Origin of the sequence: Nakamurella sp. (assembly GCF_048594475.1) — a bacterium.
GTDB lineage: Bacteria > Actinomycetota > Actinomycetes > Mycobacteriales > Nakamurellaceae > Nakamurella.
In genome coordinates, this window is record NZ_JBMDXT010000228.1 from 19,402 (window position 1) to 34,216 (window position 14,815).

Consider the following 14,815-nt stretch of genomic DNA (forward strand, 5'->3'; position numbering starts at 1 on the left):
GTTCTGCTCCTGGAGGTGTCGAGATCGGTGGGAAACGAGGACAGGATGCTCAGGCGCCCCAGGAGGCCTGGGTGCCCCCGATGCGCTCGTCGGCCACCCGGCGGGCGTAGCCGGACTCGGCGAACGCGCGGACCGGGTTGCGGGGCAGGCCGCGCTCCTCGCGGCGGTCCGCGAGCCGGGCCCGGACGTCGGTCTCGTAGGCGTCGGTGAGGATCTCGTTCGCGCCGAGCACGTCACCGGCCCGCTGCGCGGCGGCCAGCGCGTCCCGGTCCACCAGCAGCGCCTTGGCCAACGCCTGTTCGACGTTGAGCACCGACCGGATCTGGCCCGGGATCTTCTCCTCGATGTTGTGGCACTGGTCGAGCATGAAGTTCACGCCGGAGTCCGGCCGGTGCGCGCCCTGGGCGACGATCTGGTCCAGGATGCGGAACAGCTGGAACGGGTCGGCCGAACCCACGATCAGATCGTCGTCGGCGTAGTTGCGCGAATTGAAGTCGAACGCCCCCAGCCGGCCCACCCGGACGAGCTGCATCACGATGAACTCGATGTTGGTGCTCGGGGCGTGATGGCCGGTGTCCAGGATGACCTTGGCCCGCTCACCCAGGGCCAGGCAGTGCAGCAGCGAGGTGCCCCAGTCCGGGACGTCCATCGTGTAGAAGTACGGCTCGAAGATCTTGTACTCCAGCAGCAGCCGCTCGTCGCCGGCCAGTTCTGCGTAGATCTGGGCGAGCGAGTCGGCCAGCCGCTCCTGCCGGCCGACCAGGGAGTCCTGGCCCGGATAGTTGGTGCCGTCCGGCAGCCAGATCTTCAGATCGGTCGACCCGACCTGCCGCATGATGTCGATGCACTCGCGGTGGTGATCGATCGCCTTCGCCCGGACCCGCGCGTCCGAGTTGGTCAGCGAGCCCAGGCGGTAGTCGTCGTCCTGGAACAGGTTCGAGTTGATCCCGCCGATCGCCACCCCATGATCGGCGGCGAAAGCGGCGAGCTTGCCGAAATCCTCGACCCGATCCCACGGAATATGCAGGGAAACCTTCGGGGCCAACCCGGTCAGCGCATTCACCTGCGCGGCGTCGGCGACCTTCTCGAACACATCCCGCGGGGTGCCGGGGGTGGTGAACACCTTGAACCGCGTGCCCGAGTTCCCGTACGCCCAGGACGGCACCTCGATCCCGAAATCATCCAGATCGGCAAGCGCAGCGGTGGTGGTCATGGGACGTCCTCGTCTCGGTCGGGGCGGATGCCTCAATCATGGATTGATACGTTTCAGTTGTCAACCCCAGTCATGGGCTTCTCGGGTGAGAAAGCCTTGCTCCTGCGGTGCTTGTCCGCCGGTGCAAGCAGATGAGTCGTTTTATAGCGGTGTCGGTGTCGGTGTCGGTGTCGGTGTCGGTGCGAGTGTCAGCGTCGGACGTCGGCCGGCGGCCCGTCCGGGGCGGCCCAGTCCAGGGTGCCCTCCCAGTCCCCGCGCACGGCGCAGACCAGCGCACCCATCCGCGCGCCGGCGGCCAGGCAGGCGTGGAGCGGCCGCCGGTCGGCCAGTTCGGCCAGGAAGGCGCCGACGAACGCGTCACCGGCACCCACCGGATCGACCGGCTCGATGGGCACGATCGCGTGGCGGTGGACCGCGCCATCGGCCAGGGCCAGGGCCCCGAGCGCACCCAGCTTGAGCACCACGGTCCGGGGGCCGAGCGCGGCGATCCGACGGGCCTGCTCCTCGGCTCGCGCCCACGGGTACGGATGCGCGGCCGGGTCCGGGTCGCCGCCGAGCAGCAGCGCGGCCTCCTCCGGCCCGGCGAACACGATGTCCGCCGCGGTCGCCAGGTCGCGCAGGACCGGCGCGGCCGCCTCGGGGGTCCACAGCGTCGCCCGGTAGTTGACGTCGAAGCTGATCGCCGCACCGCCGGCGCGGCCCAGCTCGATCGCCCGGCGCAGGGCGGACCGGGCGCTGCCGCTCAGGGCGGCGGTGATGCCGGTGAGATGCACGATCTCGGCCCCGCCGAGCAGATCCGGGTCCAGATCGTCGGCGGACAGCCGGGATCCGGCACTGCCGGCCCGGTAGTACCGCACCCGGGTCGGCACCCCGTGCCGGTGCTCCTTGAGCATCAGGCCGGTCGGGGCGTCCGCGTCCCGGGCGGCGGCGACGTGCACCCCCTGCCCCAGGAGTTCCCGCTCGATCAGCGACCCGAGGTCGTCGTCACCGAGCCGGCCGATCCAGGCGGACGCCACGCCGACGCGGGCGGCGGCGATCGCGACGTTGGACTCGGCGCCACCGATCGTCAGGGTCGGGCCGGTCCCGGGGCGGAGCAGGCAATGATCGGGGGTACCGAGCAACGCCATCGTCTCTCCGACGGTCACGATGCGGGGCGAACTGCGGGCAGCCATGACGAACTCCTCGACGGTGGGGGCGGGGCGCGGGATGGGTCAACCGGTGGGCAGGCCGGCCGCGCGGAGCTGGTCGTCCAGGTTGAAGACCTCCGGCAGGTACCGGAACTCCTCGTCCGGCCGGCCCGGCGCGCGGGCCGACCCGGCGTCGGTGGTGTCGGTGGTGTCGGTGGGGCCGGGGCCGGCGGCGAACAGCAGGGCCATCTCGGCCTGCCACCGGGCGTTGACCTGCGTGGCGGACATCCGGGCCTGCGCCAGGGTCCGGTCGTCGGCCTCGAAGTAGCCGACCAGCAGGCCGGTCTCGGACAGGAACAGCGAGTAGTGCCGCCAGCCGGCGTCGCGCAGGGCCGCCAGCATCTCGGGCCACACGGCGGCGTGGCGTTCCCGGTACCGGTCCAGGTGTCGCGGGTCGACCTGCGAGGTGAAGCAGTAGCGCGTCATGGGACCTCCTTGCGGGTCGGACGCCGAGCGGCCGGGCCCCATCCGTGCGGAGGGGGCCCGGCCGGGACGGTCAGTGCTGGGCGACGGCTTCCTTGGTGGTGTCGGTGCGACCGAGATCGGCCAGTGCGGTGCCCCTGGTCTCGGGGGTGAACCAGGCCGCCGCGGCCGCGACCACGGCGATACCGAAGGTGACCGCGCCGATGACCAGCGGGACGTTGGTCGAACCGGGGGGAGCGATGGCGGCGAACAGGGTCGGGAACAGCGAGGCGATGGCCAGGCCGACGTTCTGCGACACTGCGAAGCCGGTCACCCGGACCTTCATCGGGAACTGCTCCTGGAAGAAGGTGGCGAAGGTGGCGTTCCACATCTGGAACAGCAGACCCTGCACGATGATGACCATCAGGATGACCAGGAACAGGTTCCGCTGCTCGATCGTCCACAGGTACGCACCGGCCAGGGCACCGCCGGCCAGGCCGCCGAAGATCATCAGCGAGCGCCGGCCGATGCGGTCGGACAGGGCACCGAACAGCGGGATGGTGGCCACCGCGACGACGTTGGCGACGAGCGTCACCCAGAGCATCTCGCTGGTGGTGAATCCGTTGCCGTAGCCCTTGGCGGTGGCGTAGGAAATGCCGAAGACCAGGGTGGCCGAGCCGATCACGTTCGTGAAGGTCATCAGGATGCAGCGGACCGTGGCCCACGGCTGGTCGCGCAGCAGGTCCAGCAGGGGCAGCCGGCGCTTGACCGCGGTGTCGGCCTGGGCGGCGAAGATCGGCGGCTCCTGGACGCGACGCCGGATCACGAAGCCGGCCAGGATGACCACCGCGCTGAGCAGGAACGGGATCCGCCAGCCCCAGGCCAGGAACGCCTCGTCGGGCAGGAGCGCGGCCAGCGGCAGCATCGCTCCGGTGGCCAGGATGGACCCGGCCTGCGTGCCCTGCAGGCTGAAGCTGGCGAAGAAGCCGCGGCGGTCGTCGGGCGAGTGCTCGACGATCATGGCGCTGGCCCCGCCCAGCTCGCCGGCCACGGCGAAGCCCTGGACCACCCGGAGCACGACGAGCAGCAGTGGCGCCAGCATGCCGACCTGCCCGTAGGTCGGAAGCACGCCGACGAGCAGGGTGGAGACGCCCATCAGGAACATCGCCCACACGAGCACGTTCTTGCGCCCGTGCCGGTCGCCCCAGGCGCCGAGCACGACCGCGCCGATGGGTCGGGCGAAGTAGCCGACCGCGTAGGTGGCCAGCGAGGCGACCAGGGCGATGGTCGCGTTGCCCGACGGGAAGAAGACCGTCGGGAAGACCAGCGCCGCGGCCTGGGAGTAGAGCGCGAAGTCGTAGTACTCCAGGGCGCTGCCGATCCAGCCGCTCAATGCGGCCTTGCGCGGATCGCGGTGCCCGGTGCCCGGATCGGCGCCGGCGCCGTCCACTGGTGCGGTGCTCATGCAGGTCTCCTTCGTCGGCGGTGACAAGGGCCGGTCGGTCCCTCTCGGCTGGGCTCGGCGGCGTGTGCTCAGGCCGGGCCCGGGTGGCTTGGAGAGAACGCTAATGCATCGTTTCAATCACGTCAAGCATCCGCATTCCCGAAGATTTGTCAGGGGGGTCGGGATGCGTATTCCAGCGCCTTGAACTGCAGTGATAGCACGAGAGCGGCAAGCGGTTGACCCACCTCCGCTTATGTGTCATGGTTGAAACCATCAAGACGGACCATCCATCCGTTCATCGCCCCGGGTGGGCGGCGGGTGCCGGCCCCGCCGGGCGGGCCATGGCGCCGGACCGAACCCCGGGGACCACCCACGAGATCAAGGAAGATCGATGACTGCTGAGACGACCCTGCGGCCCAAGGTGTGGCCGGTCAAGCACAGCCCCCTGCTGCGCGCCCCCGAGCGGTTCGTCACGCGGCCGCAGATCCGCGAGCTGATCGAGCGGCTCACCGCCAATCTGGTGTCCATCACGGACGAGACCGGCGAGTTCCTGCTCCGGCTGGACGACGGGCGGGTCATCGACACCAAGGGCTGGGCCGGGTGGGAGTGGACGCACGGCATCGGGCTCTACGGCATCTGGCAGTACTGGAACCAGACCGGTGACACCGCCATGCGCGACATCATCGACGACTGGTTCGCGGCCCGGCTGGCCGAGGGCACCACGAAGAACGTGAACACGATGGCGCCGTTCCTCACCCTGGCCTGCCGGTACCAGGAGACCGGGGACCGGACCCTGGTGCCCTGGCTGGACAGCTGGGCGGAGTGGGCGATGCGGGACATGCCCCGGACCCCGCGCGGCGGCATGCAGCACGTGACGCTGGCCGAGGAGAACCACCATCAGCTGTGGGACGACACCCTGATGATGACCGTGCTCCCGCTGGCCAAGATCGGCGTCGTGCTCGACCGTCCCCAGTACGTCCGCGAGGCCACGTTCCAGTTCCTGACCCACGTGACCCACCTGATCGACCGCACGACGGGGCTGTGGTTCCACGGCTTCTCGTTCGCCGGGCAGGAGCACTTCGCCCGGGCCCGCTGGGCGCGCGGGAATTCGTGGATCACCATGGTCATCCCCGACTTCATCGAGCTGCTGGACCTGCCGGCCGACGATCCGGTGCGTCGGTTCCTCCTGGAGGTCCTCGCCGCGCAGGTCGAGACGCTGGCCGAACTGCAGCACGAGTCCGGCCTGTGGCACACCCTGCTGGACGATCCGACGTCCTACCTGGAGGCGTCGGCCACCGCCGGCATCGCCTACGGAATTCTCAAGGCCGTCCGCAAGGGCTACCTCGATGCCCGGTACGGCCGGACGGCCGAGCGGGCGGTCCGCGCGGTCATCGCCAACATCTCCGACGACGGCGAACTGCAGCAGGTCTCGTTCGGCACCGGGATGGGGTCCGATCTGGACTTCTACCGGGAGATCCCGCTGACCTCGATGCCCTACGGGCAGGCCATGGCCATCCTGTGCCTGGCCGAGTACTGCCGCACCTACTACTAGACACCGCTCGCTACCCGACGCCGCCCGCCGCCGGGGCCTGACCCGGCTCCGCCGGGGCTCATCTCATGTCACCGTGTTTCGATCCGAAGGAAGTTGCCACGTGATTCTCGAGTCATTCCGTCTGGACGGGAAGGTCGCCGTCGTCACGGGGTCGACCCGTGGCCTGGGGCAGGCGGCCGCGGTCGCGCTGGCCGAGGCCGGCGCCGACCTGGCCCTGATCGACCGGCACCGGCCGGTCGAGACCCACCGTCTGATCGAGGATCTGGGCCGGCGGGTGCACCTGATCGACCTGGACCTGGGCACGGCCACCCCGTCGGACCTGGACGCCGCGATCGGATCGGTCGTCGACACCTTCGGCCGCGTCGACATCCTGGTGAACAATGCCGGCATCATCCGGCGCGCGCCGCTGCTGGAACACTCCGCGGCCGACTGGGACGACGTGCTGGCGATCAACCTGGACGCCGTGTTCCACCTCTCCCAGGCGGCCGCCCGGCGATTCGTCGAGCAGGACGGCGGCGGGAAGATCATCAACGTCGCGTCCATGCTCTCGTTCCAGGGCGGGGTCCGGGTACCCGGCTACACCGCCGCCAAGCACGCCGTCGCGGGCCTGACCAAGTCGTTCGCCAACGAACTCGCCGCCCGCGGCGTCAACGTCAACGCGATCGCGCCCGGCTACATGGCCACCGACAACACCGCGCAACTGCGGGCGGACGCGGCCCGGCAGCAGTCCATCCTGGAGCGCATCCCGGCCGCCCGCTGGGGCACCCCCGCCGACCTGCAGGGCGCCTTCGTGTTCCTGGCCTCCCCGGCCTCGGACTACGTCAACGGGGCGATCGTCCCGGTCGACGGCGGCTGGCTGGTCCGCTGAGCGGCGGCCCTCCGCACGACATCGTCCCGCCCGACATCCCGACCCGATCCCGACCGGCCCTCGTTCCGGCCGTCCCCTCGGCCCTTCCTCCGGTCTCGCCCACAGGAGTTCCCATGGACCTGCGTTACGCCACCCATCCCCAGCAGCTCCCGTCGTTCGACACCGAGCAGCTGCGGGCCCACTACCTGGTCGAGGACCTGTTCGTCCCCGGCCGGATCACCGCCACCTACACCCATCACGACCGCATCGTCCTGGGTGGCGCCGCCCCGGCCGGGGAGCCGTTGGAGTTGCCCACCTACGACGCGCTGCGGGCCGACTACTTCCTGGCCAACCGTGAGCTGGGCATCGTCAACGTCGGCGGTCCGGGCACGGTGACCGCCGACGGCCAGGACTTCACCCTGCCGTCGGGGGCCTGCCTGTACATCGGCCGCGGCACGCGCAGCGTCGTCTTCGCCGGCCCCACCGGCGAGACCGACACCGCCGGCGTCGCCGACGACGGCGGCACCGACGACACCGACGGCGGCGCTGCCTCACCCGGACCGCAGTTCTACTTCTTCAGCGCGCCCGCGCACACCACCCACCCGACCCGGCTGGTGCTCCGCGGCGAGGGCAACGCACTGGAGCTGGGCGACCAGCTCACCAGCAACCGCCGCACCCTGAACCAGTACATCCACCCCGACGGCATCCGGTCCTGCCAGGTGATGATGGGGGTGACCGAGTTGCACCCGGGTTCGATGTGGAACACGATGCCGGCGCACACCCACGACCGCCGGACCGAGTGCTACCTGTACTTCGACCTGGCCCCGGAGGCCCGGGTGATCCACCTGCTGGGTGAACCCGAGCAGACGCGGCATCTGGTGGTCGCCGACCGGCAGGCGGTCATCTCCCCGTCCTGGTCGATCCACTCCGGCGTGGGCACCGCGGCCTACTCGTTCGTCTGGGCGATGGCCGGGGAGAACCAGTCGTTCGGCGACATGGACCCGGCACCCGCGGTCCTGCTGCGCTGAGCTGTCCTGATCGTAGGATGGTCGGGCACGCGCCCCGGCCGAGCGCCTGCGCGGCCGCGCTGTCCGGGCCGCGCCGTCCCGGCCGCCGGGCACCACCGTGGGCCGCCGGACCGCCGAGGAGGACGCCGATGGCCGGAGCCGCCGGGCCGCCCCGCCGCCCGGTCACGCTGACCGATGTCGCGGTCCGGGCGGGGGTCTCGCAGCCCACCGCCTCGCGGGTGCTGAACGGATCGACGCGGCGATACTCCCCGGAGATCGCCGAACGGGTCCGCCGCGCGGCCGACGAACTCGGCTACACGCCCAACGCGCAGGCGCAGGCCCTGGCCCGGGCCAGCACCGGCCTGCTCGGGCTGGTGGTGCACGACATCGCCGACCCGTACTTCTCGGTGGTGGCCAGCGGGGTGCACCGGGCGGCGTCCGCCCGCGGCCGGCAGATGCTGCTCGCCGTCAGCTCGCGTGACCCGGAAACCGAACTGGCGTGCGTCGAGTCGTTCGTCGCGCACCGCACGGAAATGATCGTCGTCGTCGGGTCCCGATCGACCGCGCCCCCCGCGCCCGCCGCCGCGGAGCGTCTCGCGGCGGTGGTGGAGCGCTACGCCCGCAACGGCGGGCGGCTCGTGTCGATCGGCCAGTCGATACCCGGCACCGACGCCGTGGTCCCCGACAACCGGTCCGGCTCGGCCGATCTGGCCCGGGCCCTGGTGACCCGGGCCGGGCTCGGCGTGTTCGTGCTGTTGACCGGTCCGCCCGAGCTGGCGACCGCCGTCGACCGCAGCGCCGGTTTCGCCGACGGTCTTGCCGCCCATGGCCTCACGGCCGCCGACCGGATCGCCGGGGAGTTCACCCGGGACGGCGGGTATGCCGCCGCGCAGATCGCATTCGCCCGGCACCGGCCCACCCGGCAGCAGCCGATCTGCCTGGTCGCGGCGAACGACGTGATGGCCGTGGGGGCGATGACGGCGGCCCGGGAGGCCGGTCTCCCGGTGCCCGAGGCCGTCCAGATCGCCGGCTTCGACGACATCCCCACCCTGCGGGACCTCTCACCGAGTCTGACGACCGTCCGGTTGCCGCTGGAGGAGATGGGGGAGTGGGCGGTGCAGATCGGGCTCGACGAGCCGGCCCCGCACGTGCGGGCGGCCCCCGGCGAGGTCGTGCTCCGCGCCAGCACCGGCACCCCGGACGGCTGACCCGCCGATCAGCCCGCCGGAACGCTCCGGTCGTCGAACGAGGACGCCCGCACCCGCAACGTCGGGGTGAAGCGCTCCTGGGCATGCCGGTGCGGCGCCCCACCCTCGCGCTCGTCGATCTCGTCGAACAGCAGGGCGGCCGCGCGGCGGCCCAGGTCGACCCGCGGCTGGGCGACCGACGACAGCGGCACCGCGGCCGCCTCGGCGAACTCGATGTCGTCGTACCCGACGATGCCGATCTCCTCCGGCACGGCGACGCCCCGCCGCACCAGGCCCTGCAGCAGGCCGATCGCGACGAGGTCGTTCAACGCGAAAACGCCGGTGGGCCGCTCGGTGTCGGACATGGCCAGGATGGTCTGCGCCGCGATCCGGCCGGCGGCGATGTCGAGCCGATCGGTGGACAGGGTGAGCAGGGTGGCGTCGGCGCTGCCCAGCAGGACGGCGCGATCGGCACCGTCCCGGCGCTCCCGGACCTGCGGGATGTCGGCCGTGCCGCCCACGACGGCCAGCCGCCGGTGCCCCTGCTCCAGCAGGTGGGCGACCGCCAGCCGACCACCCTCGAAGTCGTCGACCGAGACCGTGCAGACATCCTGGTAGGCCGCGTAACGGTCGGCCAGCACGACCGGCATGTCCAACCGCCGGGCCAGATCGGCGTCGGGGTTGTGCGCGACGGGCGCGAGGATCACCCCGCGGACCCGCAGCTGCTGGAACAGGTCGAGCGCGGCCCGCTCCCGCCCGGCGTCGTGCGCGCTGTCCGAGAGCAGGACCGAGCACCCGCGGGCGGCCGCGACCTCCTCGACGCCGCGGGCCATGTCGCTGAAGAAGGGGTTGGCGATGTCCATCACGACCACCCCGATCGAGGCGCTGCGCCCGGCGCGGAGCTGCCGGGCGGACTCGTTGCGCACCCAGCCCAATTTGTCGATCGCGTCGAGCACCCGCTGGCGGGTCTCCGGCGCGACCAGATCCGGCTTGTTCAGGACGTTGGAGATGGTGCCGACGGAGACCTGGGCCAGGGCCGCGACGTCCTTCATGCTCACCGACGGACGCTTGGCCACGCCATCTCCTCCCGATCGATCCTGCCGCCCAGCATAGCCCAGACGGCCCTGTTTGAAACGGTCAACACCCGTCGCGCCGGCGGGCTCGGCGCGGGCGGGGCCCGCGAGCCGGTCGATGCGAACAGGCCGTTCAGGCCTCGAGTCGGGGGGTCAGGGCCTTGACCGGGTCCGTGGAGTCTTGCTACCGTAGGCGAACAGTGAAACGTTCTAATCGCCGGCCTGCGGATGTCGCCGCCGAGCGTTCCGGCCGCCGGTCATCGCGCGGCCGCACCCGGGTCCCGTCACCGGATCGGGTCCGGGGCCTTCTCGACGATCGGATGGAGAGCATGGACATGGCCACCCTCGCCCAGGGTCCCGCCCAGGACCGGGACCTGCTGGCCGCGCTCGGCCGGCACCTGCTGGTGCCCGTCGTGGTCATCGACGACGCCCGGGCGGCGGACGGGCTGGGCGACGGGCTGGTGGCCGGCGGCCTGCCCGTCGCCGAGGTGACGTTCCGCACCGACGTCGGTGTGGAGGCCCTGCGCCGGCTGGCCGGCCGGGGCGATCTGCTGGTCGGTGCGGGCACCGTGCTGACCCCGGCCCAGGTCGACCAGGCCGCCCGGGCCGGCGCCGCGTTCGTCGTCTCGCCGGGTTTCTCGCCCGCAGTGGTCGAGCGGTGCCGGGAGCGCGGTGTCCTGCCGTTACCGGGTGCGGTGACCGCCACCGAGATCCAGGCGGCACTGGAGGCCGGGCTGAGCACCGTCAAGTTCTTCCCGGCCGAGAGCTCGGGCGGCGCGGCCGCGGTCGGTGCGCTGACCGCGCCGTTCGGCGGGCTGTCCGTCATGCCGACCGGCGGGATCGGCCCGGCCAATCTGGCCCAGTACCTCGCGCTGCCGGCGGTGCACGCGGTCGGCGGATCCTGGATGGTGCCGCGGGACCGCATCGGCGATGCCGGTGCGGTGGCGACCCTGGCCGGCGCGGCCGTCCGTCTGGCACGGAGCCTGCGACCGGCGCCGCCGGCCGCCGGCCACGATCCCGCGGGCGGCGCCGGCGCGATCTGATCGGCCGGGCCGCGCACCGGCCGCTCTGAACGGGTCGGGTTCGACCCGCCGGGCCGCATCATGGCCGGCCGGCCGCCGATCATCGGGCAGGATCGTCGACGTGAGCGAGCAGCAGGTACACGTGTGGTCGGACGGGGCGTGCCGGGGCAATCCGGGGCCGGGGGGCTGGGGCGCTCTCGTCCGCGTCCCCGGCCGGCCGGACGTCGAGCTCTCCGGTGGCGAGCCCGCGACCACGAACAACCGGATGGAGCTGCGGGCGGTGGTCGAGGCGCTGCGCAGCCTGCCGGCAGGCACCGCGGTCACCGTGCACGCCGACTCGACCTACGTGCTCAACGGCATCACCAAGTGGCTTGCCGGCTGGCGCCGCAACGGCTGGTTGACCGGCAGCAAGCAGCCGGTCAAGAACGTCGACCTGTGGCAGGACCTGGACGAGCAGGCGCAGCGACACATCGTGGACTGGCAGTGGGTCAAGGGCCACGCCGGCGATCCGGGCAACGAGCGGGCCGACGCGCTGGCCAATGCCGGGGTGCCCGGCGGGATGGGGGACGGGCCGGCCGGCGACGGGCGGCCGGCCGGCCGCTCGACCGGACGCCCGACGCCGGCCGCTCGATCGGCGGGGGGGCCGGTACCGGAGTCCGCACCGGGATCGGAAACGGCCGCGGCCCGCCCGCGCTCGGGCTCCGGCGGCATGGCCGCCCGATTCCCCGGCACCTGCCCGCAGTGCTCGCGCGCGATCGCGGTGGGCGACCGGATCCGCCGGTCCGGCCAGCAGTGGGTCTGTGCCGGCTGCGCCGCGGCGGCGTGAGCGCCATGGGCCCGGTTGGCGTCGACCCGGAACCGACGGGATGGCAGGAGGAACCCCGGTGACCGGAACGTGGCCGGAGCTGCCGGTGGCCGACTGGTCACCGACCCGCGACACCCTGCAGCTGTGGACCCAGATCGTGGGCAAGGTGCGGCTCGCGCTGGCGCCGCCGGAGAACCAGTGGTGGCAGGTCCCGTTGTACGTCTCCGCCTCGGGGCTGACGACCTCGCTCATGCCGTACCGGGGCGACGGGCTGGAGATCGAGTTCGACCTGGTCGCGCACGAGCTCATCGGCCGCACCACCCGGGGCGGACGAGCCTGCTTCCCGCTCGCCCCGATGTCCGTGGCCACGTTCTACGAGCGGTTCCGGCAGCTGCTCGCCGCGCTGGACGTCGACGTGCCGATCCTGGCCCGGCCGGTCGAGCTGCCGGTGGCGATCCCGTTCGCGCAGGACGAGCTCCATCACCACTACGACGCGGCGGCCGTCCACCGGTTCTGGCTGTCCCTGGTCGATGCCCACCGGGTGTTCAGCCGGTTCCGCGGCGAGTTCCGCGGCAAGTGCAGCCCGGTCCACTTCTTTTGGGGCGCCTTCGATCTGGCGGTGACCCGGTTCTCCGGGCGAGGTGCCCCCCGGCATCCCGGTGGGGTGCCCAACTGCCCCGACCGGGTCATGCACGAGGCCTACGACCAGGAGCTGGCGTCCTGCGGCTACTGGCCCGGCGGTGCGGACGAGGGGGCGTTCTACGCCTACGCGTACCCGGAGCCGGCCGGTTACCGGACCTACCCGATCCGGCCGTCCGATGCCTTCTTCGACGAGGGGCTGGGCGAGTTCCTGCTGCCGTACCGGTCCGTGCGGACCGCGGCCGATCCCGACGCGCTTCTGCTGGAGTTCCTGCGCTCGGCGTTCACCGCGGCCGCGGAGCTCGCGGCGTGGCCGGCGCCGGCGTGATCGCGCCGGCGGCCGGACCGGGTCGCCCGTGCTGACGGTGGCCGGGGCCTGGGCCGGGTCCGGGGTGATCGTCCTGCTTCCCGGGTTCATGATCGCGCCGGCCGGGTACGAGGCCCTGGCCCGGTCCCTGGCCGGGGCCGGCCCGACGGTGGTGGTCCCGCAGCTGTACCGGCGGGGGATCGGGGCGCTCGCCGGTCGGGTCGACATCGCCGACGAGGCCGTCCGGGCCGCCGACCTCGTCCGCGCGACCGTTCGCGATCATCCGGGATCCCCGCTGCATCTGGCCGGCCACTCGCGCGGTGGCCAGGCCGCCTGGCGGGCGACCGGGTTGCTGGCCGCCGCCGGGTGCGGCCCGGCCTCCCTGGTGGTCATCGATCCGGTCGACGGCGCCGGCCGGAACCCGACGGTGCCGACCAGTACGGCGATGCCGGTGTCCTGGGCCGTGCCGACCCTGGTGCTCGGGGCCGGGGTCGAGGGTCGGTGCGCGCCCGCCCCGGTGAATCACCGGCAGTTCGCGCGGGCCGCCCCCGCAGCCCGGCATCTGGTCGTCGAGGGACTCGGGCACGCCGATCTGCTCGACGGGCGATCCCGGTCGTTCGGTCGGCGGCTCTGCGGCGGCGGGCCCGATCCCGATGCCGCCCGGGGCGTCCTGGCCGCCGTGCTGCTGGCCTGGATCGAGGCCGTCGGCCGGGCCGTCCGTGACCCGGCCGGTGACCCGGCCCGGGGACGCGTCGCCCTGCCCGCCGTCGCCGGCACGACCGTGCTGCGTTGATCGGCCCGGGTGGGCGCGGCGGGCCGTCCGGTCGCCCGTCGGCGCCGGGGCAACGACGACCAACCGCCGGCCAACCGACGACCAACCGAAGGCCATCCGTTGCCCGGCGACGCTCACCAGGAGGACTTGCGCACCCCGGGAAGCTCGCCCCGGTGGGCCATCTCCCGCATGGTGATGCGGGACAGGCCGAACGCCCGCAGGTAGCCGCGGGGCCGGCCGTCCGACGAGTCGCGATTGCGCAGCCGGGTGGGTGAGGCGTCCCGAGGCATCCGCCGGAGCGCGGACGAGGCGTCCGCCTTCTGCTCCGGGGTGGCGTTCGGGTCGCGCAGCACGGCCTTGACGGCGGCACGCCGCTGCGCGTACCGGGCGACGATTTCCCGCCGTTGCCCGTCCTTGACGATCATGGAGGTCTTGGCCATCAGGATCAGACCCTCTCGCCGCGGGCGCGGATCTGCGCGACCACGGACTCGATGCCGCGCCGGTCGATCGTCTTGAGCCCCTTGGTGCTCACCCGCAGCGTGACGGTCCGGCCCAGGCTCGGCACGTAGAACTTGTGGGACTGCAGGTTGGGGTTCCAGCGCCGGCGGGTGCGGCGGTTGCTGTGGGACACGTTGTTGCCGAAACCGGGTTCGGCGCCGGTGACCTGGCATCGGGCGGACATCAGACGGTTCTCCTCGGCGACGGGCGCGGGACGGCCGGCGGGTGGGTGGGGGACAGGTCGGGTCGCGTTCCGCGCCAACTCATTCCGCGAGCCTCTCGGGGAACCGGCGGTAGTAGGCGACCAGCCGGGGCGGCACGAGATGGCGGCGGCCGGCGACGGTCAACGGGACCAGCGCCGGCGGGTCGGCCTTCCACTGAGCGCGTCGGGACCGGGTCCGCGAGCGGGACGTGCGCCGCTTGGGGACGGCCATCAGCTGGCTCCCCGCCGCACGCGGGTGCCGTACCGCCGCTGGAATTTCTCCACCTGGCCGGCGGTGTCCATGACCCGGTGCTCGCCGGTCCAGAACGGGTGCGACGCGCTGGTGACGTCCACGGTGATCAGCGGATAGGTCCGCCCGTCGGTCCAGGTGATCGTGACCGGGCTGGTGGCGGTCGAGCGGGTCAGGAACTCGTCGCCGGTCGACGCATCACGGAAGACCACCGGGTGGTACGGGGGGTGTATGCCCTTGCGCATGCTCGTCCCTCATCGATCGCTAATGAGAATCATTTGCGATGAACAGTAGCAGCCGGGGGTGCCGGTGGAACCGGGGGCGGTGCGGCCGGCCGCGACGATCGGCCGGGCGCACCGTCGGCGGGGGGCGCCCGCCCGGCCGGGGGGGGGCCCCCCGCGCGCCCCC

16 protein-coding genes and 1 pseudogene are annotated in these 14,815 nt (G+C 72.6%); 8 read left to right on the forward strand and 9 right to left on the reverse strand.

What is annotated here, in order from left to right; translation table 11 throughout:
• Positions 1 to 49 precede the first annotated feature (49 nt).
• The 4 genes from rhaI to ACOJUF_RS10725 form a co-directional block, all read right to left on the reverse strand.
• Positions 50 to 1,213: an L-rhamnose isomerase gene (gene rhaI / locus ACOJUF_RS10710; RefSeq protein WP_420121837.1), complete on the reverse strand. Its 1,164-nt coding sequence runs from the start codon at positions 1,211 to 1,213 to the stop codon at positions 50 to 52.
• A 188-nt stretch (positions 1,214 to 1,401) separates the two neighbouring features.
• Positions 1,402 to 2,385 (reverse strand): sugar kinase, encoded by a 984-nt coding sequence (locus tag ACOJUF_RS10715; RefSeq protein WP_420121838.1) that lies wholly within the window; start codon positions 2,383 to 2,385, stop codon positions 1,402 to 1,404.
• Between the two features lie 39 nt (positions 2,386 to 2,424).
• Positions 2,425 to 2,826: an L-rhamnose mutarotase gene (locus ACOJUF_RS10720; protein ID WP_420121839.1), complete on the reverse strand. Its 402-nt coding sequence runs from the start codon at positions 2,824 to 2,826 to the stop codon at positions 2,425 to 2,427.
• A gap of 70 nt (positions 2,827 to 2,896) precedes the next feature.
• Positions 2,897 to 4,267, reverse strand: a complete 1,371-nt coding sequence (locus ACOJUF_RS10725) for an MFS transporter (protein ID WP_420121840.1) — start codon at positions 4,265 to 4,267, stop codon at positions 2,897 to 2,899.
• Positions 4,268 to 4,637: 370 nt separating this feature from the next.
• Between ACOJUF_RS10725 and ACOJUF_RS10730 the strand changes: the two genes are divergently transcribed.
• From ACOJUF_RS10730 to ACOJUF_RS10745, 4 genes are all read left to right on the forward strand, one after another.
• Positions 4,638 to 5,798, forward strand: coding sequence for a glycoside hydrolase family 88/105 protein (locus ACOJUF_RS10730; protein WP_420121841.1), 1,161 nt, complete (start codon positions 4,638 to 4,640; stop codon positions 5,796 to 5,798).
• 100 nt (positions 5,799 to 5,898) lie between these two features.
• Complete coding sequence (gene kduD, locus ACOJUF_RS10735) at positions 5,899 to 6,666, forward strand: 2-dehydro-3-deoxy-D-gluconate 5-dehydrogenase KduD (protein WP_420121842.1); 768 nt, start codon at positions 5,899 to 5,901, stop codon at positions 6,664 to 6,666.
• A gap of 113 nt (positions 6,667 to 6,779) precedes the next feature.
• On the forward strand, positions 6,780 to 7,673 hold the full coding sequence (gene kduI / locus ACOJUF_RS10740) for a 5-dehydro-4-deoxy-D-glucuronate isomerase (protein WP_420121843.1): 894 nt from the start codon (positions 6,780 to 6,782) through the stop codon (positions 7,671 to 7,673).
• Positions 7,674 to 7,801: 128 nt separating this feature from the next.
• Positions 7,802 to 8,860, forward strand: a complete 1,059-nt coding sequence (locus ACOJUF_RS10745) for a LacI family DNA-binding transcriptional regulator (RefSeq protein ID WP_420121844.1) — start codon at positions 7,802 to 7,804, stop codon at positions 8,858 to 8,860.
• 8 nt (positions 8,861 to 8,868) lie between these two features.
• Here ACOJUF_RS10745 and ACOJUF_RS10750 read toward each other — a convergent pair whose 3' ends face one another.
• Positions 8,869 to 9,915, reverse strand: a complete 1,047-nt coding sequence (locus ACOJUF_RS10750) for a LacI family DNA-binding transcriptional regulator (RefSeq protein WP_420121845.1) — start codon at positions 9,913 to 9,915, stop codon at positions 8,869 to 8,871.
• 332 nt (positions 9,916 to 10,247) lie between these two features.
• Here ACOJUF_RS10750 and eda point away from each other — a divergent pair, with 332 nt between their 5' ends.
• The 4 genes and pseudogenes from eda (at position 10,248) to ACOJUF_RS10770 (ending at position 13,478) form a co-directional block, all read left to right on the forward strand.
• Positions 10,248 to 10,955, forward strand: a complete 708-nt coding sequence (gene eda, locus ACOJUF_RS10755) for a bifunctional 4-hydroxy-2-oxoglutarate aldolase/2-dehydro-3-deoxy-phosphogluconate aldolase (protein WP_420121846.1) — start codon at positions 10,248 to 10,250, stop codon at positions 10,953 to 10,955.
• 91 nt (positions 10,956 to 11,046) lie between these two features.
• A pseudogene (gene rnhA / locus ACOJUF_RS10760) lies at positions 11,047 to 11,499 on the forward strand (ribonuclease HI); the annotation flags it as partial.
• A 301-nt stretch (positions 11,500 to 11,800) separates the two neighbouring features.
• Positions 11,801 to 12,706, forward strand: a complete 906-nt coding sequence (locus ACOJUF_RS10765; RefSeq protein ID WP_420121847.1) for a DUF5996 family protein — start codon at positions 11,801 to 11,803, stop codon at positions 12,704 to 12,706.
• A gap of 28 nt (positions 12,707 to 12,734) precedes the next feature.
• Complete coding sequence (locus tag ACOJUF_RS10770) at positions 12,735 to 13,478, forward strand: chlorophyllase/cutinase-like alpha/beta fold protein (RefSeq protein ID WP_420121848.1); 744 nt, start codon at positions 12,735 to 12,737, stop codon at positions 13,476 to 13,478.
• A gap of 113 nt (positions 13,479 to 13,591) precedes the next feature.
• On the opposite strand, the gene rpsN is transcribed toward ACOJUF_RS10770, so the two are convergent.
• From rpsN to ACOJUF_RS10790, 4 genes are all read right to left on the reverse strand, one after another.
• Positions 13,592 to 13,897 (reverse strand): 30S ribosomal protein S14, encoded by a 306-nt coding sequence (gene rpsN, locus ACOJUF_RS10775; protein ID WP_420121849.1) that lies wholly within the window; start codon positions 13,895 to 13,897, stop codon positions 13,592 to 13,594.
• Between the two features lie 5 nt (positions 13,898 to 13,902).
• Positions 13,903 to 14,139 carry a 50S ribosomal protein L28 gene (gene rpmB / locus ACOJUF_RS10780; RefSeq protein ID WP_420121850.1) on the reverse strand — a complete coding sequence of 79 codons (237 nt, stop codon included), beginning with the start codon at positions 14,137 to 14,139 and terminating at the stop codon, positions 13,903 to 13,905.
• 79 nt (positions 14,140 to 14,218) lie between these two features.
• The gene (gene rpmF / locus ACOJUF_RS10785; protein ID WP_420121851.1) at positions 14,219 to 14,389 is read right to left on the reverse strand and encodes a 50S ribosomal protein L32; all 171 of its coding nucleotides are present in this window, start codon (positions 14,387 to 14,389) and stop codon (positions 14,219 to 14,221) included.
• A complete protein-coding gene (locus tag ACOJUF_RS10790) occupies positions 14,389 to 14,652 on the reverse strand; it encodes a type B 50S ribosomal protein L31 (protein WP_420121852.1) in 264 nt (87 codons plus the stop codon). The genes rpmF and ACOJUF_RS10790 overlap by 1 nt, the downstream gene beginning before the upstream one ends.
• Between the last annotated feature and the right edge of the window lie 163 nt (positions 14,653 to 14,815).

Excerpts from the sequence above, each read along its gene's own strand:
- rhaI (WP_420121837.1), bottom strand. The coding sequence starts at position 1,213 with ATGACCACCACCGCTGCGCTTGCCGATCTGGATGATTTCGGGATCGAG.
- ACOJUF_RS10715 (WP_420121838.1), bottom strand. The coding sequence starts at position 2,385 with ATGGCTGCCCGCAGTTCGCCCCGCATCGTGACCGTCGGAGAGACGATG.
- ACOJUF_RS10720 (WP_420121839.1), bottom strand. The coding sequence starts at position 2,826 with ATGACGCGCTACTGCTTCACCTCGCAGGTCGACCCGCGACACCTGGAC.
- ACOJUF_RS10725 (WP_420121840.1), bottom strand. The coding sequence starts at position 4,267 with ATGAGCACCGCACCAGTGGACGGCGCCGGCGCCGATCCGGGCACCGGG.
- ACOJUF_RS10730 (WP_420121841.1), top strand. The coding sequence starts at position 4,638 with ATGACTGCTGAGACGACCCTGCGGCCCAAGGTGTGGCCGGTCAAGCAC.
- kduI (WP_420121843.1), top strand. The coding sequence starts at position 6,780 with ATGGACCTGCGTTACGCCACCCATCCCCAGCAGCTCCCGTCGTTCGAC.
- ACOJUF_RS10745 (WP_420121844.1), top strand. The coding sequence starts at position 7,802 with ATGGCCGGAGCCGCCGGGCCGCCCCGCCGCCCGGTCACGCTGACCGAT.
- eda (WP_420121846.1), top strand. The coding sequence starts at position 10,248 with ATGGCCACCCTCGCCCAGGGTCCCGCCCAGGACCGGGACCTGCTGGCC.
- ACOJUF_RS10765 (WP_420121847.1), top strand. The coding sequence starts at position 11,801 with ATGGCAGGAGGAACCCCGGTGACCGGAACGTGGCCGGAGCTGCCGGTG.
- rpsN (WP_420121849.1), bottom strand. The coding sequence starts at position 13,897 with ATGGCCAAGACCTCCATGATCGTCAAGGACGGGCAACGGCGGGAAATC.
- rpmB (WP_420121850.1), bottom strand. The coding sequence starts at position 14,139 with ATGTCCGCCCGATGCCAGGTCACCGGCGCCGAACCCGGTTTCGGCAAC.
- rpmF (WP_420121851.1), bottom strand. The coding sequence starts at position 14,389 with ATGGCCGTCCCCAAGCGGCGCACGTCCCGCTCGCGGACCCGGTCCCGA.
- ACOJUF_RS10790 (WP_420121852.1), bottom strand. The coding sequence starts at position 14,652 with ATGCGCAAGGGCATACACCCCCCGTACCACCCGGTGGTCTTCCGTGAT.